This is a genomic window from Cellulophaga sp. RHA19, from assembly GCF_002813425.1.
Taxonomy (GTDB): Bacteria; Bacteroidota; Bacteroidia; order Flavobacteriales; family Flavobacteriaceae; genus Cellulophaga.
In genome coordinates, this window is the sequence record NZ_PHUL01000001.1 from 486,057 (window position 1) to 508,053 (window position 21,997).

Genomic DNA, 21,997 nt, shown 5'->3' on the forward strand with positions numbered 1-21,997 from the left:
CGTTGAAATTTTATCTAGTTTTTATTTGCTAAATTTAGTGCTTAAACCACGCAACTAACCAGATACTAAACCGTTGTGCATCATTATGAAAAACATTATAAAGAAAATTCAAACTATAACATTTTTACTATTAAGTTGTTTTATTTACGCTCAAAACAATTCGGCTTTTGAAATTGAATTCAGTGGAAAACTTTATTTTGACAACATAAAAGATAGCCTCAAGTATTCTAAATTTTACAGCAAAATGGATAGTGAAATTTCAGAGCGTATTCTTACAGCCGAAAAGGAAATTGTAATCATAAATAAGGATACCATATTGATTGAACAGTTTCCGAAAAAAATTGGTCCTTCAAAAACAATGTATATTAGGAATTCTAATATAAACGATAGACTTGATTTAAACTCTGGAAAAAAAACTAAATGGAATAACCCATATATTACATCAAAATATCGTAAAATTAATAATTACAAAAGAATTCCTACTGAAGACCAAAAAATAATAGGAGAGGAATGTGAAGCGTGGATTTCAAAATCTAAAAATGGCTGGAATAAAATTTGGATTTCAAAAGTAAAATTAGAAAATTCAGAATTAGAATACCCAGACTTAATTATTAATGGGTTTTTAGTACTAAAAAGAACTAAACATTTAAATGGAGGTGGAAATATAGATTTTGAGGCTCAGTCAATTAACAAAATAAATATATCTAATTTCAAAAATATTTTGGGAAAACATTTAATAGTTGATATTAAAACAAAATATAGTCCTATTGATGAAAACCAAAAATTATCTGACAAATCAATAAAAGTTGGAAATCAAGTTGACAATTTTGCATTCAGAAATGTATTCGAAAATGACCTTATTAAACTTTATGATATTACTAAACAAAAGAAATATACAATTGTAGAGTTTTGGGGAACTTGGTGCGTACCTTGCTTACTTGCAAATGAAAAAATTAAAGAGTTAAAAAAAACTTATGAAGATAATCTATCAATTTTCTCAATCAACGCCGACGATAGAAATATAAGTAAGTTAAAAAAAATGATTGAGAAAAAAGAAATGAATTGGTCTCACGGTTATGCGACTGAAAAGCTACTGAAAGTTTTTAATAATAAAGGAACTTACCCAAGGTTAGTTATATTGAATAACGAAAATCAAGTTTTGTTTATTGGAAACCCACAAGTTGATTTAGATAAAATAAAAGAAGTATTGAATAAATAACAATGCACAACAATGGCTATAAGTAATTGCTTGTTCTAGCCTATTTACGAAAGTCCTTTCTGACTTTTTCACTCGGTAATTATTTACTAAATTAGTTGCTTAAAACACGCAACTAATCTGATACAAACGCGTTATCATTTATTGCGATACGAATTCTAGTTAAGTAAAAAAATATTTAAATTAAAACTCATCATGTCTAAATTTCATTTTATTATGGTTCTTATTATTTGGGGCTTGTCTTTAGACTTACTAGTAAAAACAAAGCGTTCGTTATCTAGTATTTTATTAAATACTGGTCTTGGATTATTTGTTGTGTGTATTTTCCTTAATGTCTTTTTAGATTTAAGAAGCCCTATCTTATACATTATTCGGAATTATGTTTCTGCTATACTTATTGTTATTGGTTTCTTTATGTTGGTAAGGAAACATATCAAATAACATGTAATTCTACAGTAAAATAAAAGTCATTTAATATGGCTAAAAAATGAAAACATAAAAATTCAGCTTTGTGTAATTCCTAAAAGTTAGTGCCTTTTTACACGCTACGTTTCATACAAAAGACCGTTTATACCTAATTAAAAAACCACTCGAACTTTAATTAAAACTCGAGTGATTCTTAAAAATTACCTGTTAATTTAAACGTTGTTTTACAGATTTAACCGTGTCTAAAACAGATTTTTCAAAAGAAATTGGCTTCCAATTAAATACTTCTTTTGTTTTGCTAACATCTGCGTTATAGGTGTTCCCAATAAAAGGTTTCATACCTTTTAAATCGCTATTAAAATTAGACATAAATTTTAATAAGAAATTTGGACCTTCTAAAGTGCTTACTTTATCGTTTCCATTTGCTTTTAGAATTTGAGCCATTTCTTTAAACGAATATGGATTTTCGGTTGCAACAACAAATCGTTGTCCGTTTGCCTTCTCATTTTCTAAAGCCTTAACGTGTATACTGGCAATATCTCTTACATCAGACATATTCATACGTACTTTGGCAAGCATTGGCATTTTACCAGTAATCATATCCTTAACAATATTCATTGATTCACCAGAGAGTTTATCTGACAAGGTTGGTCCCCAAATTGGACCTGGATTAATAACAACCAATTCCAACTTATTATCTCCTTTTTGAGTTTCTATAAAATCCCAGGCACTCTTTTCTGCAAGTGTTTTACTTTTTACATAGGCAGACATATTTTTAGCATTTGGGTTAGTCCAAGTATCTTGCTCTATGTTTAATGACTTATTTGCATCACCAAACATTGCTACCATAGAAGAAGTTAAAACCACGCGTTTTACACCTGCGCTTTTAGCAAAATTTAAAGCACGTTGTGTACCGTCAATAGCAGGTTTTATAATTTCGTTTTCATCTTTAGGCTCACTTGCCACATAAGGCGAGGCAATATGTAAAACATAGTCACAATCTTGCATTGCTTCCATCCAGCCTTCATCTTTTAAAAGGTTAAGCTCACAAAACTCTAAATTACCATTGGGTTCAACTTCTTTTTTAATTAATCTTATTAATTCATCTGCTTTAGATAAGTTCCTAACAGAACCTTTTACGGCATATCCATTTTTTAGTAATTCCACTGCTGCGTGCAGACCAACATACCCTGAAACTCCTGTTACTAATACTTTTTTCATTTTATTATATTTTATTTACATCAAAATATTACTTGCTAATTGCAAGCAAAGATACTATTTTACTTTTATTTTGCAAGTAATAAATAATTAAACGTATTTTTACAGAATTATTAGTATGATAATACCACATTAAAAATGGAACATAAATTTAGATGCAACTGCCCTATTACAAGCGCTATTGATATTATTGGAGATAAATGGTCTTTAGTAATTATTAAGCAAATGTTGACCGAAAAGAAGAAAACATTTAAAGATTTTATTGAGAGCGAAGAAGCTATAGCAACAAATATTTTGTCTTCGAGATTAAAAATGTTAGAAGAATTTAAAATTATAGTAAAAGGAAAACTTCCTGAAAACAAAAAAACAAACATCTATACTTTAACAGAAAAGGGAATTGCACTTACACCATTAATTGTAGAACTATCTATTTGGAGTGATGCTAATCTACGAGAGTTTCATTCTGATTTATATGCAGGTGAAGAGTTAAAAATGTTAAGAGGTAACAAAGAAAAGTTTATTGAAAATATAGTAGAAAATTATAAGAAGAATAATTAGCTATAATAACATATTGAGAAAAAAATAAAATGTCATTTTTTGACACTAAATATAAATTAAAAGCTAACGAATATAGTTTAGTGGTACCATTAGTATTAAATAATACTAATATTACTCTTAGTAAAGACTATAAAAACGGATATGATTAAAAAATTTCTACTAAGGCTAGCTATTGTTATGCTTCCTTAGGTAGTTATTTAATTAGGTGCTTAAACCACTCAGCAAACCATACAAAAACACGTTGAACAACATTTCTAAAAACGGCATAATTATTGTTAAATTCCTATAATATTTTAACTATAAAAAACAGTTTAAATGAGAAAATCATTACTAACACTAGCTTTTTGTGTACTGACTTTAATTGCAAAATCACAAACCGCAAGTGTTGAACAATCCATTTATGGAATACAAACAGGAGTTTTAGGAATTTGGGCTCATAAGGAGACAAAATTATCTAATCAAATTGTTTTAAGAGCAGAAATTGGAATGGATGCTGGTTTTTGGGGAGGAAGTTTTTATCCTAAAAATGGATATTTAATGACACCTGTAATTAGATTAGAACCTAGATGGTATTATAATCTTAACAAAAGAGTCTCTAAATCGAGAAATATTAGCGGAAATAGCGGAAATTTTTTAACACTACAAACAAATTATAACCCAAATTGGTTTGTAATATCAAATTATGATAATGTAGAAGTGGCTGACCAAATTTCCATAATACCAACTTGGGGAATTAGAAGAAATATTGGGAATCATTTTACATACGAAACTGGAATTGGAATTGGATACAGATATATTTATGCTAAAAGTGTGGGGTATTTGGAAAATGAAGAAGAAGCTGCTTTGAATTTACATTTAAGAATTGGTTACCGATTTTAATTAGAATAATAAACGACACCACAACAAAGTACTATTGGAGATTAAAGAATATAAACTTTCTGAAAAAGAACTTAAAAAAATTAAGAAGAAATACTGGAAATCTATACTGGTAAATGCTATTATGTTTTTGGTGTTTACCATACTATTTTATTTATCAAATAAAAACAGAACTAATTATGATTTCTCCTTAATACTTTTCAACATATTATTTGGCATAGCTGTGTTATTATTATTTCTAAATTTAATAGGTACTATACTTAGTAGCAAAGACTTAAGAAAAGATAGCAAGGAAAGAAAAAAAATAAAAACTACAATTATTATAAAAGAAAAAAATGAGCTTGTTAAAACAGGATCTAGCAGGAGTAATATTAGTACAACCACCTATAGACTGTTGTTTGAAAACAACGATTTTTTGACGGTATATGATGTAAGAAAAAATGATTTCAATAAAGTAAAGGTGGGTGATACAATAACTTTGGTTTGTGCCAAATACAGCAAATTAGTTATTAAAATTGAATGGAATTCTATAAGTATAGAAAACAAAGGTTACTTAGCCTAAACTTGTTTGCAGTAATGGTTTTAAGCAATTTAAGCTATGTAGAAAAGCATTCATTTTACAAAAAAAACTCAAGGTTTAACCAAATATTAACTAGATATTCTAAGAATGGAATTAATGTGAGATAGTTAAACATTACATTTGAAAGAAATGAAATTGTTATGAATTATTCTGTGATGGGCAGCTGTAACAAAAACTGTATACAAGAATGCCTGCCTAAACGTAATGCAGAATTTAAGATAAACCGTAAGGTTTGTGTATATTTATAAAGTCTGCTAAATAGAATATTACGCGACAGCGAAATGGTTTTTTTTTGCTTTTAAAAATGAAAAATTAAAAACATAAAAATTCGGCATCTTTTTACACGCTACGTTTCATTCACAAGACCGTTATGTTTAATTCCAAAAACAGCTTAAATTATTATGAAAGAATTGACATTTGAAATAATTTTCTTAGCGGTTTTAATACTCGCGTACTTTGGAGTTTATTACTTATCTAATTATTTGATTACTTATGAGCTAAAAAAGAAAAACACGAATAGAATATCTAACGTTAAGACTTACAAAACAATAACAAGAAGAGGTGAAGAATATGATTATGAATTTCCTCTAAACCCAAATATTGACGGATTTTGGATTAGATTCTTTGCCAAATTATCTGATTATAGTATTTATGCAGGATTCTTCTACTTGTTTAACAAAATGTTTAAGGAAATAAACTGCTATCCTTTTGTAATAGCTTTTCTTGCCTTATTCATTATCAATCCGATTTTTGAATCATTAACTGGTAAAACATTTGGGAAATATATCTTTGGTATGAGAGTAATTGACGATTTTGGAGATAACCCATCATTTTTGACATCATTTATTAAAAACCTATTACAACTTTTTAGTATCGTATTTTTAATACTCTCAAGTTCAACTTTATTGGAAGACGAAATGTTTTTTCATAACAAAAAGACATTTACATACACAATTTGGAACAAAGACAAAGAAAAAATTTTAACGCAATTAAATACCTAAACAAAACTAATAAGTGCTTAACCCAAAGTTTAGTGTATTTTTATAAAGTATGCCAAGTATTTTGATTTGACTTTGAATAAGAAAAATTAAAAACATTTGCTTGACCAGAAGCTAAAAGCCTGCCAGATTTCTACAGGATTTTACTCATAGTCGCAACTTTAGCGTTAGGCAAATAAAATATTTAGTAAACAAATGCAATTATAAAGAAAATAAAACATTATGACTTCAAACTATTTTTCAACAATAAATAATTTGCAAACAAAGCATACCTATAAAAACTTAATTCTACTAGGTTTATTGACTATACTAGTTTTTAGCATACCGCATATTTCATATTCCCAAGAAAAGAAGACAGAGCAAACATGGGAACTACCAGAGATAAAAAACTCATCGGTAGTTGTTAAAACTGAAACCAATTATTCAGAAGTAAATGACACTATACCAATTCGTGGAACACAATACATGATTAGAGTTCCAGAAGCATGGAATGGGATTTTATTGAACGATTTGGATTATTTACAGTCTGCCAATTCAGAAAGAAATCTTCATCTTTTGGAAGAAGGATATGCATTATCAGGCACTAAACGCCGTCCAGATAGATTTTCGAATTATGACCCTGCTCACGAAATCCACGACATTATTTCGGTGCTTGATATTTTTGAAAAAACATTTGGAAAGCCAAAACACACAATACAATTGGGTTGTTCTGGTGGTGGCACAATAACTTTGGCTATGGCTGAAATTCATCCTGACCGCATAGACGGAGGAATTGCAGGTTGTGCCGCAACAAGTGCTTGGATGGCAAATACACATATGGACGCCCTATTTGTATTACAAGCTCTAATTGCTCCAAAATTACCTATTGTTGGACTTCCTTTAAAAGGTAAAAGAATAGAAGAAATAGAGTTAAGTTGGCAAAAAGCTATTAAAGCAGCACAACAAACACCAGAGGGGCGTGCACGTATAGCCTTAGCATTTACCATTGGTCAATGGCCTGCATGGGGAGCTGCTTGGATGGAACCTTTTCCCCAACCAGATGTAAACAATGCAGATGAACTTCAAGAAAGTATGTATAAGTGCTTAATAAAATTACTACCATCCCAAAAAGCTTTTGGCACAGTTATGCTAGAGCAATCTGGTGGTGGACAACTAAGGTTTAATGATGGAGTTGATTATACTGAGTATTACAAAAATGGCAATCCTGATTTTAAAAAGGCTGTTGAAAAATTATATAAAAAAGCAAATATAAAGCTGGAAGATGAACTTATAAAAATAAACGCAGCTCCTAGAGTAAAAGCTGATGCAGAAGCATTAAACTACTGGAGTTCCCCAGGACGAACACATATTGGAGAACCTAAAATACCATTATTACGAATAAACACAACTGGCGATGGTTTAGTTTATCCTAGTATGGCACAAGGTTATGGAGAGTTGGTTGAAGAAAAAGGCTATTCCAAGCTTTTTAGACAAGCTTACGTTAATAGTTGGGGACATTGTACTTTTTCTTTAGCTGAATGGTTGGCAGCAATTGAAACAATGGTACAACGAATTGAAAATGGAGAATGGCCAAATACTGACCCTAAAACATTAAATTCTTTGGGAAAATCTTTAGATGCAGAAAGCGATGTTCGTTATATTGATTATAAGCCTGTTGGTAAATACAATAGAACGTGGAGTCCTTCAGTTGATAATTTTATTGAGAAACAAAAATAAAATACATCAGTAACAACTGCTGTTAATACCCAGATATAATTAATGCGATAACTTAGTATTTATATGATTTTAGGGCCTCCTAATCATCAGAATACAAATGGCTATATTAAATGATATTTCAAGGAACTAACAACCAAACTGTAGAACTAAGGATAATAGATTATCAGTTTCCTAAAATTACCAATTGTGAATATGACTCTAATTGGCCTATAATTTACTTAAATGTAAAAAGTGATTTTGGTAATTGGCAATACACAGATCCATCCCTGTTAGTAAAGGAAGTTTTAGAAATTATAGATTGGTTAAAAAAAATATATAAAAACGAAACGCCAAAATATAAATGTTTGGAGTTTATTGAGCCAAATTTGGCTTTTGAACTAATAAACACTGGTGTGGACTTTAATACTATTCGCATAAAATTTGATTTGGAATCTAAGCCTCAGAATGCAGATGATGAAAAGGATTATTTTGTGGACTGTAATTTTAATAATTCTGAACTGAACAAAATTATTGAAGGACTAAAAAAAGAATTAAAACCCTATTTAAAAAGAGCTGTCAAATAAAAAAAACCAGCTATTTTCTTCATTAACTAAACACTTTATCTTCTTTACACAGTACTAAAAGCAAAAAACTGATTGTTAATTTACTAATAACCATTAGTTAATCTGCTTAAAGTATTTGCCTAGTAATTTTGGCTAAAATTAATAACAACTTTTAACCAAAATTTAAAAAATGAAAAACCTACTTAAAACAAAAATGATGATATGTATCATTATTTTAACCAGTTTACAAAGTGTTTCTGCACAAGATGCAAACCAAATGAACAAACAGCGCAGATATGATGAAATATCATGGCTTATTACCCACAACGCAAACAATAATAACACAGATGGCCCACAAGGTTTTTTTGGCTGCTTAGGCGGAAGAAATCAAGGAAAAGGTATTAAAGCCCAACTACAAGATGGTATTAGAAAGTTTATGGTAGATATACACAATGTTCATGGCGAATTAAGATTAAAACACGGATCACCAAATATGTGTATGATGGATGCCAAAGACTTTAACAACATTATTGAAGATTGGTTAAAAAATCATCCGTTAGACATTATTACACTACACGTACAAGCCGGCCGTAACTTAGGGATTTCTGGTATGGATGATATTTTTTACGGAAGAAGAAGTGGCTACAAAAATATGTCTAACTACATATACAACCACAGTACTTATGTTAGTGCTAGTAGACCTGCAAATTCTGGTTCAGATACTTACCCTACAATTCAGGAAATGATTAACTCTAATAAAAGACTAGTTATTTTTAGTGAAACCAACTACAATAGTAATATTTACAGATACGAGTTTACAAATACAGTACAAAACCCGTATAGAGCAGGGCAAGTAAGTCATCTTTGGGATACCAATAAGTTTAAGGTAGACAGAGGCATAGACCACAAAACAATACTTACAGTAAACCATTTTGCAGGAGACGCACCAACATACAACGCAGACAAAAATAAATCTAGAGAAGCCAACAAAGATGTAAGCAAAAAAGCGGTAACTGCTTGGTTTCAGTTTGGGCACAGACCTTCGGTTGCTATAGATTATTATAATTTATCTAATGGAAGATCTACCATATCTCAGATTAACGAAGTAAACACTTTTAATGAAGTTAGAGGCAGATTTATTGACTCTAGAAACCCTAATTCTCACATTAAAAATGTGACAACTTATTTAGCCGAATATGTAAATGGTCAATGGAAAAAAATTAAAAACATTGAGTATAAAGGAGAAAGAGCAAAATGGAATTTATTTTACTCTTTTCCTGCAAGACCAAATGACAATAGAGCACTTTTTTTTGAACACCCTAACTATACCTTTTCTCCTAGTTTTATTAAAATTGGAGATTATGATGGTACTCAAAGTAAAACCTACACAGTTAATATTACTGCCAGTCAAAAAAATACATCAAGGTCTTTTGCCGCTAACTCAACATTAAATCAACTGGCTGTATACCCAAATCCATCTTCAAACGGGGAATTAACTTTTAGCTACAACACAGACCTACCTAAAAACTTAACATTAGACTTATATGATTTAAAAGGACAACTCATAAAAAGGGTTACTAATAAAACGGTTATAGGTAAAAATGAACTGCATTGGAACTTTAATAGTTTAAAAGGAATTTATATTCTTAAAGGTAAATTAGGAGAAGAAACAATTACTAAAAAAGTAGTATTTAAATAAAAAATTAAACAAACAGGGAAGTTTACTTCTCTGTTTGTTTTTTCTACTAGTTGCATTCATTTTTTTACAATAACTGGTTGTGCAGACAATTGTGTAAAGAGTTTTTTTATTATACCAATCATAAAATTTAATTTCAGGACATTAAACGTAAAATATTTATATTTGGCCATGTAACACATACTACAACTAGCTGTATTAACTCCTGAACCTTTACAAGAAAATGATTATTGAAAAAGAAGAAAAATTTAAAGAGGTACTTTCTAAAATAGAAGGAAAAATTGACGAACAGAGCTTTTTTAATAAGTTCTTAGAGTTATACCCTGAGGATTGGAAAAAACTTAAAATTACATTTTCAAAATTTAAGAGAAGTAAACAGTTTGGAAAAACAATTCCGTTACCTAAGCCAGAAACGTCATTACGAAAAGAAATTAGATTATGGCTACAAAAGCAATAAACTTAACTGCCATACTAATTGCTAACAAAGCACAAAACAATCCCTTTTAATTATGAAATTTACACTCTTATTTTTTTTGTTTACAATAGCGGTAAACGCACAAAACATAAAGGGAACTGTTTTGAACAAGGAAACCAACAAACCTATAGAAAATGTAAGCATAACAATTAAAGGTGAATCTACAGGCACATATACCAACAGTAAAGGGCAATTTGCATTACATTACAGCTCAAAAATAAAATCTACTACCAAACTAATTTTTTCTAGTATTGGCTACAACAAAAAAGAAGTATTTGCCGAGGTACTAAAACAAAATAATTATGTTGTTTTTCTTTTACCCAAAGTAGAAAACTTAAAAGAGATTATAGTTTCTTCTAATAAAAAATTAAAAAGAAATATTGGCTATAAAAAACTAGCAGAAATGCCTTTTGGTGTATCTAACTTTGGATCTACAATTATTAATGATAAGCTGTACGTAACTGCTGGTGATTTATCTTTTATTGAAGAAAATGAAAAAAGAGCTATAGATAATTCTGAAACTATGTCTAAGTTAGTTTCAAACTTAAAACTAAATGGCTCCTGGGAGGGTTATAGTAACAAAATACAGATATATGATTTTAAAAATAATTCTTGGGAAGTTACCAAGGAAAAACTAGATAAAAAGGCATTTCACAAAACAGTTGCTGTCAATAATAAATTATACATTTTTGGAGGTAAAACAATATCTCCAAACAAAAAGAGAGAATATTTAAATAATAAAATTGAAATATTAAATACAGCCACAAATGAGATTGTTATTGATGATGCATACCCACACCAGGCTATAAATTTTACTGCCGTAACCTACCATGAGAATATAATTATAATGGGAGGTTCTACCAAATTATTAGACAACGGAAAAAAATTGTATCGTAACAATTCTTATATATTTAATACCATTACAGGTTACTGGCACCAATTAACAAATATGTTAAAAGACAAAGAAGCTAACGGTATAGCAGCAAATAACAAAGTCTTTTTAATTGGAGGTTTTCGTAACGGACCATTAAAGAATATTGAATCTTACGATTTAGAAACTGCAAAATGGGAGTTAGAAGGAACATTATTTAACGGAATTGAAAAACCTGCACTAGCTTACAACAATAACATTATTTATATTTTCAACTCTAAAAAAATACTTACTTACAACACTAAAACAAATCTTTTAAAGGAGTATAAAATAGATATCCCTTTAAAATATGCCAATATGCATTATTTAAATGGCAAGTTGTATATACTTGGTGGCTCTAATAGTTTTAATTACAAAATAAAGACCTCAAAAGAAGTATATAGTATAGACTTACAAGAGTTTAAAACAACAAAAGTTGCCAAGGAAAAATATATAAGTTAAACAACAAGATACTTACAAATAAAAAAACCACAACAAACACCTAGTGCCCTTTGCGGTTTTTTTTATTCGATTATTAAGTTTATTAAACTTTATCAAAACTTAAAAACACTCTGTTGTCTTTATTGGCTGCAACATCTAAGTTTCCGTATATATACCCCATACCTGTGTGAGATAATGATACAATTGGCCAATTGCTATTTAACACTGTAAAATCTGCTAGTTTGGTATCAAAATCTAACATTAAAATTAAACCATCTTTTTCTTGACTATTAATTGTCCAGCTGCCATTTACAGTGGTATTATTTGCCTCTGCGACAACTTCACCAGAGTCTTTGAAAACAAAGGTAAAACTTGATAATTTAGAAGTCCTATCTATATAAGCAGTAAGGCCTTTTTTCTCTACTAAGTTATCTATATTCCATGTATTTTTTAAAAGAATACCTGTTAGTAGTGTAACTGTAATACCTTTTTCTTCATTATTTTGATTCTCTTGGTTGTCCTCTTCATTTTCACTACCCTGATCTCCATTAGTTTTGTCATTAGTATTTTTAGTGTCATCTTCTGTATTTTCTTCTGTTTCCACCAGAGGGGTTTCTGCTTGTTCGTCAGGAGTTTCAAACTCTTCCTCAGACTGGCAAGAAGTTAAAGCTAAAATTAAGACCAGACTTAAAAGTAATTGTTTCATTTTTAATTGTGTTAAGGTTAAATTCATTTATCAACCTTTAAACAACTAAGCGTTTAAATCCCCTACTGTTAAATATTTCTTAACGCTTTTTAATTCAGTTTAAAAATAACGTCTTGCGCCTCTAAATCTGCCAATAATTTGGTTGTAATATTTATCTTTTGTTTACGGCTAGCCAAATCTACCTTAATTTGCTCTTCCATTTCATAAACTTCAAATTTTAAAGGATGTTTTCCTTCTTGATCATCAGAATTTAATGTCTGTTTTAAATTATAAACATCTTGTTCTTTAAGCGTATCTATATTAAGTTTTATGGTTAGCTTTTTAGCGTATTGCTCCATTACATCTTGCAACAGCATAAAACTATTAAATTGCAGTCTAGGATCTCCTTTTTTACCTGTATCCTTATTAGTCCAACCTTCTCTAATAAATACTTTTAAGTACACAAAAGAGCTAATCATTAAAAAGTGACGAAATTTTAAGTATTCCTCTCCAAAAATTCTAAACTCATAGGAATCTGTATAGTCTTCCATAGAAAACATTGCCCAACCTTTTCCGTTTTTAGAAACTCTATGCTGTACATCTGTAATTACACCTGCTATGGCAAGTTCTTTATTTACAAATTGCTCCATATTATGTACAGCGGCGATACCGGAGTTACAAAACGATTTTATTTCTGCTTTAAAATCGTCTAAAGGGTGACCAGAAATATAAATACCTACAACTTCCTTTTCTTTTCTAAGTTTTTCCATTGTTCCCCATTCCTCACAAGGCGGAACAACAGGCTCTGGAATTTGCACATCACTAGCCTCACCAAACAAACTTACTTGAGATGAGTTTTGACTTTCTTGAAACTTAGAACCGTACCTCATCACCTTTTCTAAAAACGTAATTCCGTCTCCTTCATCATGTAAATACTGTGCTCTATGTGCGTCTCCAAAAGAATCAAAACCACCAGCGTATGTTAAGTTCTCAAAAGCTCTTTTATTTGCCGCACGTAGATCTATTCGTTTTGCCAAATCAAACACAGATTTATATGGTCCGTCTTCTTTTCTATTTTCTACAATTGTTTCTACAGCTCCACGACCAACACCTTTTACAGCTCCCATACCAAAACGTACAGCTCCGGCATCATTAACTGCAAACTTGTAGTAAGATTCGTTTACATCTGGACCTAAAACTTCTAAGCCCATACGCTTACACTCTTCCATAAAAAAGGTAACCGTTTTTATATCATTCATATTATTAGACAGTACTGCAGCCATATATTCTGCTGGGTAATGTGCTTTACAATATGCTGTTTGGTACGCAATCCAAGCGTAACAAGTAGAGTGAGACTTGTTAAAGGCGTAAGCAGCAAATGCTTCCCAATCTTTCCAAATTTTCTCTAACTTGTCTACCGCATGTCCTTTTGCAGAAGCCTGATCTATAAACTTAGGCTTCATTTTATCTAGAACGTGCTTTTGCTTTTTACCCATTGCTTTACGCAAAACATCGGCTTCACCTTTGGTAAAATCTGCTAACTTTTGCGACAAAAGCATCACTTGCTCTTGGTAAACCGTAATACCATAAGTTTCTGCTAAATACTCCTCGGTAGCATCTAAATCATATATAATTTCTTCTGTACCATGTTTACGCGCAATAAAACTTGGTATGTATTCCATTGGACCAGGACGGTACAATGCATTCATGGCAATTAAATCTGCAAACACTGTTGGTTTTAGTGATCGCATGTGTTTTTGCATCCCAGGAGATTCATACTGGAAAACACCTACCGTTTCTCCTCTTTGGAAAAGCTCGTATGTTTTTTCATCATCTAACGGAAAATTCTCTGGATCTAACTCTACACCGTGTTTTGCTTTTACAATTTTAACGGTGTCCTTAATTAGGGTTAATGTTTTTAACCCTAAGAAATCCATTTTTAACAAGCCCGCATCCTCCACAACAGAGTTATCAAACTGGGTACAATACATTTCTGAGTCCTTTGCCAAAGCCACAGGAACAAACTTGGTAATATCATCTGGCGTAATAATTACACCACAAGCATGTATACCTGTGTTACGCACAGACCCTTCTAATATATAAGCTTGGTTTAAGGTTTCAGACTCTAAATCGTCTCCCTCAGAAATTTCTATAAGCTCATTAATTTTAGCAAGCTCTTCACTATTAAATTTACTTTTTAGTGTTTTTTCATCAATCCCTATAATTTTTTTTAGCTTAGACATATTAGGTATAAGCTTTGCCATACGGTCTGCATCACCTAACGGTAAGTCTAAAGCACGGGCTGTATCTCTAATTGAAGATTTGGCAGCCATTGTACCATAGGTAATAATCTGTGCTACTTGGTTAGATCCGTATTTATCAATTACATAGTCCATTACACGACCACGTCCTTCATCATCAAAATCTATATCAATATCTGGCATAGATACACGATCTGGATTTAAAAAACGCTCAAAAAGCAAATCGTACTTAATAGGATCTAAATTTGTAATCCACAAACAGTAAGCAACGGCAGAACCTGCGGCAGAACCACGACCAGGCCCTACAGATACATCCATTTTACGAGCGGCTCTAATAAAATCTTCTACAATTAGGAAATACCCTGGATACCCTGTTTTTTCAATTACTTTAAGCTCAAAGTCTAAACGCTCATCAATCTCTGGTGTAATTTCACCATATCTTATTTTTGCACCTTCATAAGTTAGGTGTCTTAAAAACTTATTCTCTCCACGTTTACCGCCATCTAACTTATCTTCTTCAAAAGAAAACTCTTCTGGAATATCAAAAGCAGGTAACAGTACGTCACGGGCAAGTGTAAAAGTTTCTACTTTGTCTACAACATCTTGTATATTGGTAATTGCTTCCGGAATATCTTTAAAAAGCTCCTTCATTTCATCTGAAGACTTAAAGTAATATTCCTGATTTGGTAAACCATAACGGTAACCACGACCACGACCAATTGGTGTAGCTTGTTTTTCGCCATCTTTTACACACAAGAGTATATCGTGTGCATAAGCGTTTTCTTTATCTACATAATACGTATTATTGGTTGCCACCAATTTTACATTGTGTTTTTTAGCAAACTGTATTAATACTTGGTTTACACGGTCTTCATCTTCTTGTCCGTGACGCATGATCTCCATATACAAGTCGTCTCCAAACTGCTCTTTCCACCATAGCAATGCTTCTTCCGCTTGTTTTTCACCAACATTTAAGACCAAATTTGGAACCTCACCATACAAGTTACCCGTTAGCACAATGATATCTTCTTTGTACTGCTCTATAACTTTTTTATCTATACGAGGCACATAATATTTACCATCTACAAAGGCAATAGAAGACATTTTTGCTAAATTGTGGTATCCATTTTTATTTTTAGCAAGCAGTACTATTTGGTAACCATTGTCTTTTTGAGATTTATTGGTATGATCCTCACACACCTGAAACTCGCAACCAATAATTGGTGTAATTTCCTTTTCTGGAACAAATTCATGCAAAGGTTCTTCTCCTTCTTCTAAGCGTCCCTCTTGGGTTGCCTCATAACGTATTTCATTAGCATCGTTCCTAGATTTTACTCCTTTGTTATGATTAAGAACACCATTTACAAAATGAAAAGCCCCCATCATATTAGCATGGTCTGTCATTGCAACAGCTGGCATATTATTTTTTGCAGCAGCTTGTATTAAAGCAGGAATACTAATTGTAGATTGCAGTATAGAAAACTGAGTATGATTGTGTAAATGAGAAAACTCAGCCGACTCTAAATTTGCTAAATTCTCTTTAATTTCTTCTTTACTTATACCACCAGTATCCTTAGCCCACAGGGCATCTGCTATTTTTTTAGAAGCCTTTTTTAGGTTGATGTGCTTTAGACCAATAAGTTTAATTGGCTGAGGATTAGCCTCTGAGAAATTTTTAAAATAATCTGGCTCAACATCTAACTGTTCTACCGTATATTGCTGCTTACGTACAAGCTCTAAAAAACAACGTGTTGTTGCCTCTACATCGGCAGTTGCGTTGTGTGCTTCTCCAAAAGGCTCTCCAAATAAAAACTGATGTAACTCTGTTAATGTTGGCAATTTAAATTTACCTCCACGACCACCAGGAATCTGACAAAGAGTTGCCGTATGCTCTGTACACGTATCTAAAACAGGTAACTCTTGCAATTGGTTTTCTACCTGAAGACGATGAAACTCTGCCCCCATAATGTTAAGGTCAAACCCAACATTTTGACCTACTACAAACTTAGTTTTATTTAAAGCCTCATTAAATTTTTCTAAAACCTCTGCTAATGGTATACCGTCTTGTTCTGCTAAAGCAGTAGATATACCGTGAATTTTTTCGGCATCATACGGAATATTAAATCCGTCTGGTTTTACCAAATAATCTTGATGCTCAATAACATTACCCATATCATCATGCAATTGCCATGCAATCTGTATACACCTAGGCCAGTTGTCCGTATCTGTATAAGGAACATCCCAACGCTTAGGTAATCCGGTAGTTTCAGTATCAAAAATTAAGTACATAGTGTGTTGTTTGTAGTCTTAAAAAAGCAGTGGATAAAAATACCAAAAATCCTCCGTTTTATAAAGGCATTTAAGCAAGAGTTATTAACTGCATAAAAAAAGCAGGACTTTCGTCCTGCTTCCTCAACAATTAATCAAACTACAAGATAATTATGAAACCATTTCCTGATATACTTTTGCCGTATTTAATGCAGATTGCACGCTATTACGCTGAGCAAGCAACAGGTTTTCTGTAGATGGCGCTAAAACCATATCTTCATCTTTTAAAATTTCATCATACTCTTCTATAAAAGATTTTTCTCCGCGTTCTACTTCATCTAAAATCTGCTCTTCTTCATTAGCAGATAATGTTGCTGTTAAATTCATCCAAGTTCTATGTAAATCTCCTTTTAAACTTCCGCTTTTTTCAGGTAATTCTCCAAATGCAATTATTTCTGCTTTAAGTTGATGTCCAAAATTGTAACGCTGTTCTGCTTTAGATTCTAAAAACCGTTTAATAGAGGGGTTTTCTACCTTATCTGCACCAAGTTTATATCCCTTTTCGGCATCATAAGTTTTCTCTAACAAACTATTTAATCTCTTTGTAATTTTTTCTGTATACTTCATAATATCTCTTATCATTTAAATTAATTATCATTGCTGGTTTTCAACAATCTTTCCCTCCAAATTAGACAGATAAGCAGCCAATTACAAAAAAACAAAGCGGTTTAGCCTAAGTTTAACTACTAATCTTAACAAATGTTAAGTCAAAACCATTATTTTTGCACCGCAAAGCATTGTCAATTAAACAGAAAGTGTATATTTGCACCCGCTTTTAAGCCAAAAGCAAACGAAAGAATTAATAACAGGGGTCGGGCACCCTACAAATTTAATGTGATATGCCAGTTAAAATTAGATTACAAAGACACGGTAAAAAAGGAAAACCTTTCTACTGGGTAGTAGCAGCAGATTCTCGTGCTAAAAGAGATGGTAAATACCTAGAAAAATTAGGAACTTACAACCCAAACACAAATCCTGCAACAATTAATTTAGATGTAGATAGTTCTGTAAAATGGTTATCTAATGGTGCACAACCATCTGATACTGCAAAAAGAATTTTATCTTACAAAGGTGTTTTATTAAAGCACCATTTACAAGGTGGTGTACGTAAAGGTGCATTAACTGAAGAGCAAGCAGAAGAAAAATTCAATGCTTGGATTGCTGAAAAAGAAAAATCTGTAGCTGGTAAAGTTGAAGGTTTAGATAAAGCAAAAGCTGATGAAGCTGCAAAGAAATTTGAAGCAGAAAAAGCAGTTAACGAAAAACGTGCAGCTGAAGCAGCAGCGGCAGCAGCTCCTGTAGCAGAAGAAGCACCAGCTGATTCTGAAGATGCAGCAGCAGCTTCTGAAGAAGAATAAATTTATATAAAAAACGATATGCAAAAGGAAGATTGTTTCTACTTAGGTAAAATCGTTTCAAAATATAGTTTTAAGGGCGAAGTGTTAATTAAGGTTGATGCGGATGAACCCGATTTATACGAAAATATGGAATCAGTGTTTATTTCTTTAGGAAATAACCTGGTTCCATTTTTTATTGATAAATGTAGACTACACAAGTCTAGTTTGTTACGTATAAGGTTTGAAGAAGTTTTAAATGAGTCTGATGCAGACCGCATTATGGGCTCTAAACTTTACTTACCACTTACAATGTTACCTAAATTAACTGGTAACAAATTTTACTTTCACGAAGTTATAGGTTTTACTCTACTAGATAGTGTACACGGAGATATTGGAGAAATTACCAGTGTTAATGACACCACATCACAAGCACTTTTTGAAGTGCAAAAAGGAGACAAGCAACTACTTATACCTATTAACGACGAAATTATTACCAATGTAGACCGCGAAAACAAAACAATAGCTGTAACTACACCAGAAGGCTTAGTAGACTTATACTTAAGCTAAAATTACCTCTTACATAATAAAACCTGTATTTTTGCGTATATAGTACACATATTATGCAAAACAATCAGAATATAAAAATAGCTGTAGATGCTGTTGTTTTTGGCTACCAAGACAACGCTCTTTATATTTTACTAGTACAACAAAAGTACGGTATGTATAAAGATGAGTGGGTTTTGCCTGGTGGTCTAGTACAAAATGGCGAAACTTTAACCAAAGCAGTTCACAGAGAGTTACAAGAAGAAGCAGGCATTACTGTTAATTACTTAGAGCAACTTTATACTTTTGGTGATGATATAGAGCGTGATAAAAGAAACCACGTAATTTCTGTGTCTTATTTTGCTTTGGTAAATCCTGATAATTTAAAACTATCTGCCGCTACAGATGCGCAAGATGTAAAATGGCAAAACATAAATAATATACCCGCATTACCTTTTGACCATAACCAGATAATAAAAACTGCATTTAAAAGACTAAAAGCAAAAGTACATTACCAACCTATTGGTTTTGATTTGCTTCCGAAAAAATTTCCTTTTTCAGATTTAGAGCATTTATACAGTACTATTTTAGAACAAGAAATAGATCGCAGAAATTTTAGAAAAAAGATTTTAAGCTTTGGATTTATAAAAAAATCTAATGAAAAACAAAAAAATGGCAGCGGTAGACCCGCCCAACTATTTACCTTTGACCACAACAAATACAAAGCATTAGACGAAAATGGAATGCATTTTGAAATTAAGTTTGCGTAATTTTAACACAAAATGTTTTCAGTAATCCATTTACTTATTTAACTTTGTGTAAAAATAACGCAAATGATATTAAATTTAGATCCACAGTTTAACCCGTTCCCAAATCAGAAAAGCATCGAATTTAAATCGTTTTTATTTTCTGGCGGAGAACCTCACATTAAAATTGAAAACAATTTTAATACCTCAGAAACTATTACAGTAACACACAGATTACAATCTTTTAACGATGTTGGCTTATTACTAATAACTGTAGATGCACTAAAACGTATGGGTGTAAATACTATAAACGTTTTTATTCCTTATTTTCCGGCAGCTAGGCAAGATAGGTTAATGGTTGCAGGTGAATCTTTATCTGTAAAAGTATACGCAGATCTTATAAATAACCTTCAATTAAATGAAGTTAGCGTTTACGACCCACATTCAGAAGTTACACCTGCATTATTGAACAACTGCACTACTATTACAAATTACACTTTTATAGAAAAAGTACTATCAACCTTAAATAACAATGTAGTTTTAATTTCTCCAGATGGTGGTGCTCTTAAAAAAATATACAAAGTAGCAGAATACCTAGGAGGTAAGGAAGTTATAGAGTGCTCTAAATCTAGAGATGTAAAAACAGGAAAACTATCTGGCTTTAAAGTGTACGCAGATGATTTAAAAGGTAAAGATTGTTTGGTGGTAGATGATATTTGTGATGGCGGAGGCACATTTAACGGTTTAGCACAAGAACTTAAAAACAAAAATGCAGGCAACTTATACCTAGCTGTAAGTCACGGTATTTTTAGCAAAGGATTAGAGAACCTAAGTAGCTACTACAACGGTATTTACACAACAGATTCTTTTAACACATTAGAAGAACATCCAAAAGTTACACAATTAAAAATAGCAGACTTATTAGCTTAAGTCTTTAATTATAAAATAGATATATTATGAACCCATTATTATATACAGACGGTTATAAAGTAGATCACAGAAGACAATATCCAGAGGGTACAACCTTAGTATACTCTAACTGGACACCTAGAAAAAGTAGAATAGATGCTATAGAAGAAGTCGTATTTTTTGGACTTCAATACTTTATTAAAAAGTACATTATTGAAGAATTTAACACCAATTTTTTTAACAAACCTAAAAAGGAAATTGCAGAAAAATATAGCAGAAGAATTAATAATTACCTAGGTCCAAACTCAGTTGGTATTAAACACATAGAAGATTTACACGATCTTGGCTATTTACCAATGGTCATAAAAGCATTACCAGAGGGTTCTAGTGTACCAATACGCGTACCTATGATGACAATGTACAACACATTGCCAGAGTTTTTTTGGTTAACAAATTATTTTGAGACCATTTTAAGCACAACTATTTGGATGCCTTGTACCTCTGCAACAATTGCAAAACAGTATAGAGGAATATTAGATAAATATGCAGAAGAAACCTCTACAGTTCCTGAATTTGTAGATTGGCAAGGTCACGATTTTTCTATGCGAGGTATTGCTGGTATGGAAGCCGCAGTTATGAGCGCTTCTGCACACTTGTTAAGTTTTTCTGGTACAGATACTATACCCGCTATAGACTTTTTAGAAGAATACTATAACGCTAATTCTGACACTGAACTAGTTGGTGGCTCTGTAGCAGCCACAGAGCACTCTGTAATGTGTATGGGAACAAACACAGGAGAAGAAGAAACATTTAAAAGGTTAATTACTGAGGTTTACCCTAACGGAATTGTTTCTATAGTTTCGGATACTTGGGATTTATGGAAAGTACTTACAGAGTACCTACCCAACTTAAAAGAAGAGGTTTTAGCAAGAGACGGTAAAGTTGTTATTAGACCAGATAGCGGCGACCCTGCAGATATTATTTGTGGCAATCCTAACGGAAAAACTAAAGAGGAGAAAAAAGGAGTTATAGAACTGTTATGGGAGATATTTAGTGGTAAAACCAATAGCAAAGGTTATAAAGAATTAGACCCACACATTGGTGCAATCTATGGCGATAGCATTACAACGGAGCGCGCTACAGACATTTGCGAAAGATTAAAGCAAAAAGGGTTTGCGTCTACAAACGTAGTTTTAGGCATTGGTTCTTTTACCTACCAATACAACACTAGAGATACTTTTGGTTTTGCAATGAAAGCTACATATGGCGAAGTAAACGGTGAGGGAAGAGAAATTTTTAAAGATCCTATTACAGATGATGGAACTAAAAAATCTGCCAAAGGCTTACTTAAAATTGAAAAAGAAAACGGTACTTATAAACTTGTAGATCAAGTAAATTGGGAGCAAGAAAAAACAGGAGAGTTAAAAGAAGTTTTTAAAGATGGTAAATTACTTATTGATGATTCTTTACAAGATATTAGAAATAGAGTAAGATAAACTCCTTAATTTTGTAACCGTAAGAGGCAAGCTTTTTACA

At 31.8% G+C, this 21,997-nt stretch carries 19 protein-coding genes; 15 read left to right on the top strand and 4 right to left on the bottom strand.

The genetic code is table 11. The annotated features are described in order from the left end of the window. The first annotated feature begins 85 nt into the window (after positions 1-85). On the top strand, positions 86-1,219 hold the full coding sequence (locus tag AX016_RS02110; protein ID WP_100894034.1) for a TlpA family protein disulfide reductase: 1,134 nt from the start codon (positions 86-88) through the stop codon (positions 1,217-1,219). 630 nt (positions 1,220-1,849) lie between these two features. Here AX016_RS02110 and AX016_RS02115 read toward each other — a convergent pair. Beyond that, the gene (locus AX016_RS02115; RefSeq protein WP_100894035.1) at positions 1,850-2,863 is read right to left on the bottom strand and encodes an NAD-dependent epimerase/dehydratase family protein; all 1,014 of its coding nucleotides are present in this window, start codon (positions 2,861-2,863) and stop codon (positions 1,850-1,852) included. Between the two features lie 135 nt (positions 2,864-2,998). On the opposite strand from AX016_RS02115, the gene AX016_RS02120 reads away from it, so the two are divergent. From AX016_RS02120 to AX016_RS02160, 9 genes are all read left to right on the top strand, one after another. After that, positions 2,999-3,418, top strand: a complete 420-nt coding sequence (locus tag AX016_RS02120) for a winged helix-turn-helix transcriptional regulator (protein ID WP_100894036.1) — start codon at positions 2,999-3,001, stop codon at positions 3,416-3,418. A gap of 315 nt (positions 3,419-3,733) precedes the next feature. Continuing rightward, the gene (locus tag AX016_RS02125; RefSeq protein WP_100894037.1) at positions 3,734-4,297 is read left to right on the top strand and encodes a hypothetical protein; all 564 of its coding nucleotides are present in this window, start codon (positions 3,734-3,736) and stop codon (positions 4,295-4,297) included. Positions 4,298-4,331: 34 nt separating this feature from the next. Continuing rightward, a complete protein-coding gene (locus AX016_RS02130; RefSeq protein ID WP_100894038.1) occupies positions 4,332-4,856 on the top strand; it encodes a hypothetical protein in 525 nt (174 codons plus the stop codon). Between the two features lie 419 nt (positions 4,857-5,275). After that, positions 5,276-5,875, top strand: coding sequence for an RDD family protein (locus AX016_RS02135; RefSeq protein WP_100894039.1), 600 nt, complete (start codon positions 5,276-5,278; stop codon positions 5,873-5,875). 219 nt (positions 5,876-6,094) lie between these two features. Further along, positions 6,095-7,588 carry an alpha/beta hydrolase family protein gene (locus tag AX016_RS02140; RefSeq protein WP_100894040.1) on the top strand — a complete coding sequence of 498 codons (1,494 nt, stop codon included), beginning with the start codon at positions 6,095-6,097 and terminating at the stop codon, positions 7,586-7,588. Positions 7,589-7,698: 110 nt separating this feature from the next. Beyond that, a complete protein-coding gene (locus AX016_RS02145) occupies positions 7,699-8,151 on the top strand; it encodes a WapI family immunity protein (RefSeq protein ID WP_100894041.1) in 453 nt (150 codons plus the stop codon). 169 nt (positions 8,152-8,320) lie between these two features. Further along, the gene (locus tag AX016_RS02150) at positions 8,321-9,829 is read left to right on the top strand and encodes a T9SS type A sorting domain-containing protein (protein WP_100894042.1); all 1,509 of its coding nucleotides are present in this window, start codon (positions 8,321-8,323) and stop codon (positions 9,827-9,829) included. Between the two features lie 220 nt (positions 9,830-10,049). Then, positions 10,050-10,283 (top strand): hypothetical protein, encoded by a 234-nt coding sequence (locus tag AX016_RS02155; protein ID WP_100894043.1) that lies wholly within the window; start codon positions 10,050-10,052, stop codon positions 10,281-10,283. Between the two features lie 52 nt (positions 10,284-10,335). Then, positions 10,336-11,673: a Kelch repeat-containing protein gene (locus AX016_RS02160; RefSeq protein ID WP_100894044.1), complete on the top strand. Its 1,338-nt coding sequence runs from the start codon at positions 10,336-10,338 to the stop codon at positions 11,671-11,673. An 82-nt stretch (positions 11,674-11,755) separates the two neighbouring features. Here AX016_RS02160 and AX016_RS02165 read toward each other — a convergent pair whose 3' ends face one another. The 3 genes from AX016_RS02165 to AX016_RS02175 all read right to left on the bottom strand — a co-directional run bounded on the left by AX016_RS02165 (position 11,756) and on the right by AX016_RS02175 (position 17,508). Beyond that, complete coding sequence (locus tag AX016_RS02165) at positions 11,756-12,358, bottom strand: hypothetical protein (RefSeq protein WP_157811062.1); 603 nt, start codon at positions 12,356-12,358, stop codon at positions 11,756-11,758. An 89-nt stretch (positions 12,359-12,447) separates the two neighbouring features. Further along, positions 12,448-16,887 (bottom strand): DNA polymerase III subunit alpha, encoded by a 4,440-nt coding sequence (gene dnaE, locus AX016_RS02170; protein WP_100894046.1) that lies wholly within the window; start codon positions 16,885-16,887, stop codon positions 12,448-12,450. A gap of 150 nt (positions 16,888-17,037) precedes the next feature. Next, on the bottom strand, positions 17,038-17,508 hold the full coding sequence (locus AX016_RS02175) for a ferritin-like domain-containing protein (protein WP_100894047.1): 471 nt from the start codon (positions 17,506-17,508) through the stop codon (positions 17,038-17,040). 257 nt (positions 17,509-17,765) lie between these two features. Between AX016_RS02175 and AX016_RS02180 the strand changes: the two genes are divergently transcribed. The 5 genes from AX016_RS02180 to AX016_RS02200 all read left to right on the top strand — a co-directional run bounded on the left by AX016_RS02180 (position 17,766) and on the right by AX016_RS02200 (position 21,957). After that, the gene (locus AX016_RS02180; RefSeq protein ID WP_100894048.1) at positions 17,766-18,284 is read left to right on the top strand and encodes a 30S ribosomal protein S16; all 519 of its coding nucleotides are present in this window, start codon (positions 17,766-17,768) and stop codon (positions 18,282-18,284) included. An 18-nt stretch (positions 18,285-18,302) separates the two neighbouring features. Then, positions 18,303-18,830 carry a ribosome maturation factor RimM gene (gene rimM, locus AX016_RS02185; protein ID WP_100894049.1) on the top strand — a complete coding sequence of 176 codons (528 nt, stop codon included), beginning with the start codon at positions 18,303-18,305 and terminating at the stop codon, positions 18,828-18,830. Between the two features lie 53 nt (positions 18,831-18,883). Next, positions 18,884-19,576, top strand: coding sequence for an NUDIX hydrolase (locus AX016_RS02190; RefSeq protein WP_100894050.1), 693 nt, complete (start codon positions 18,884-18,886; stop codon positions 19,574-19,576). Between the two features lie 63 nt (positions 19,577-19,639). Further along, complete coding sequence (gene prs / locus AX016_RS02195) at positions 19,640-20,482, top strand: ribose-phosphate diphosphokinase (RefSeq protein WP_100894051.1); 843 nt, start codon at positions 19,640-19,642, stop codon at positions 20,480-20,482. 26 nt (positions 20,483-20,508) lie between these two features. Next, complete coding sequence (locus tag AX016_RS02200; protein ID WP_100894052.1) at positions 20,509-21,957, top strand: nicotinate phosphoribosyltransferase; 1,449 nt, start codon at positions 20,509-20,511, stop codon at positions 21,955-21,957. Positions 21,958-21,997 lie beyond the last annotated feature (40 nt).

Bases quoted from the DNA above. Each gene is read 5' to 3' on its own strand.
- AX016_RS02200 (WP_100894052.1), top strand. From the start codon at position 20,509: ATGAACCCATTATTATATACAGACGGTTATAAAGTAGATCACAGAAGA.
- AX016_RS02190 (WP_100894050.1), top strand. From the start codon at position 18,884: ATGCAAAACAATCAGAATATAAAAATAGCTGTAGATGCTGTTGTTTTT.
- AX016_RS02165 (WP_157811062.1), bottom strand. From the start codon at position 12,358: ATGAAACAATTACTTTTAAGTCTGGTCTTAATTTTAGCTTTAACTTCT.
- AX016_RS02135 (WP_100894039.1), top strand. From the start codon at position 5,276: ATGAAAGAATTGACATTTGAAATAATTTTCTTAGCGGTTTTAATACTC.
- AX016_RS02120 (WP_100894036.1), top strand. From the start codon at position 2,999: ATGGAACATAAATTTAGATGCAACTGCCCTATTACAAGCGCTATTGAT.
- AX016_RS02150 (WP_100894042.1), top strand. From the start codon at position 8,321: ATGAAAAACCTACTTAAAACAAAAATGATGATATGTATCATTATTTTA.
- AX016_RS02125 (WP_100894037.1), top strand. From the start codon at position 3,734: ATGAGAAAATCATTACTAACACTAGCTTTTTGTGTACTGACTTTAATT.
- AX016_RS02175 (WP_100894047.1), bottom strand. From the start codon at position 17,508: ATGATAAGAGATATTATGAAGTATACAGAAAAAATTACAAAGAGATTA.
- rimM (WP_100894049.1), top strand. From the start codon at position 18,303: ATGCAAAAGGAAGATTGTTTCTACTTAGGTAAAATCGTTTCAAAATAT.
- AX016_RS02110 (WP_100894034.1), top strand. From the start codon at position 86: ATGAAAAACATTATAAAGAAAATTCAAACTATAACATTTTTACTATTA.
- AX016_RS02180 (WP_100894048.1), top strand. From the start codon at position 17,766: ATGCCAGTTAAAATTAGATTACAAAGACACGGTAAAAAAGGAAAACCT.
- AX016_RS02155 (WP_100894043.1), top strand. From the start codon at position 10,050: ATGATTATTGAAAAAGAAGAAAAATTTAAAGAGGTACTTTCTAAAATA.
- prs (WP_100894051.1), top strand. From the start codon at position 19,640: ATGATATTAAATTTAGATCCACAGTTTAACCCGTTCCCAAATCAGAAA.
- AX016_RS02115 (WP_100894035.1), bottom strand. From the start codon at position 2,863: ATGAAAAAAGTATTAGTAACAGGAGTTTCAGGGTATGTTGGTCTGCAC.
- AX016_RS02140 (WP_100894040.1), top strand. From the start codon at position 6,095: ATGACTTCAAACTATTTTTCAACAATAAATAATTTGCAAACAAAGCAT.
- dnaE (WP_100894046.1), bottom strand. From the start codon at position 16,887: ATGTACTTAATTTTTGATACTGAAACTACCGGATTACCTAAGCGTTGG.
- AX016_RS02145 (WP_100894041.1), top strand. From the start codon at position 7,699: ATGATATTTCAAGGAACTAACAACCAAACTGTAGAACTAAGGATAATA.
- AX016_RS02160 (WP_100894044.1), top strand. From the start codon at position 10,336: ATGAAATTTACACTCTTATTTTTTTTGTTTACAATAGCGGTAAACGCA.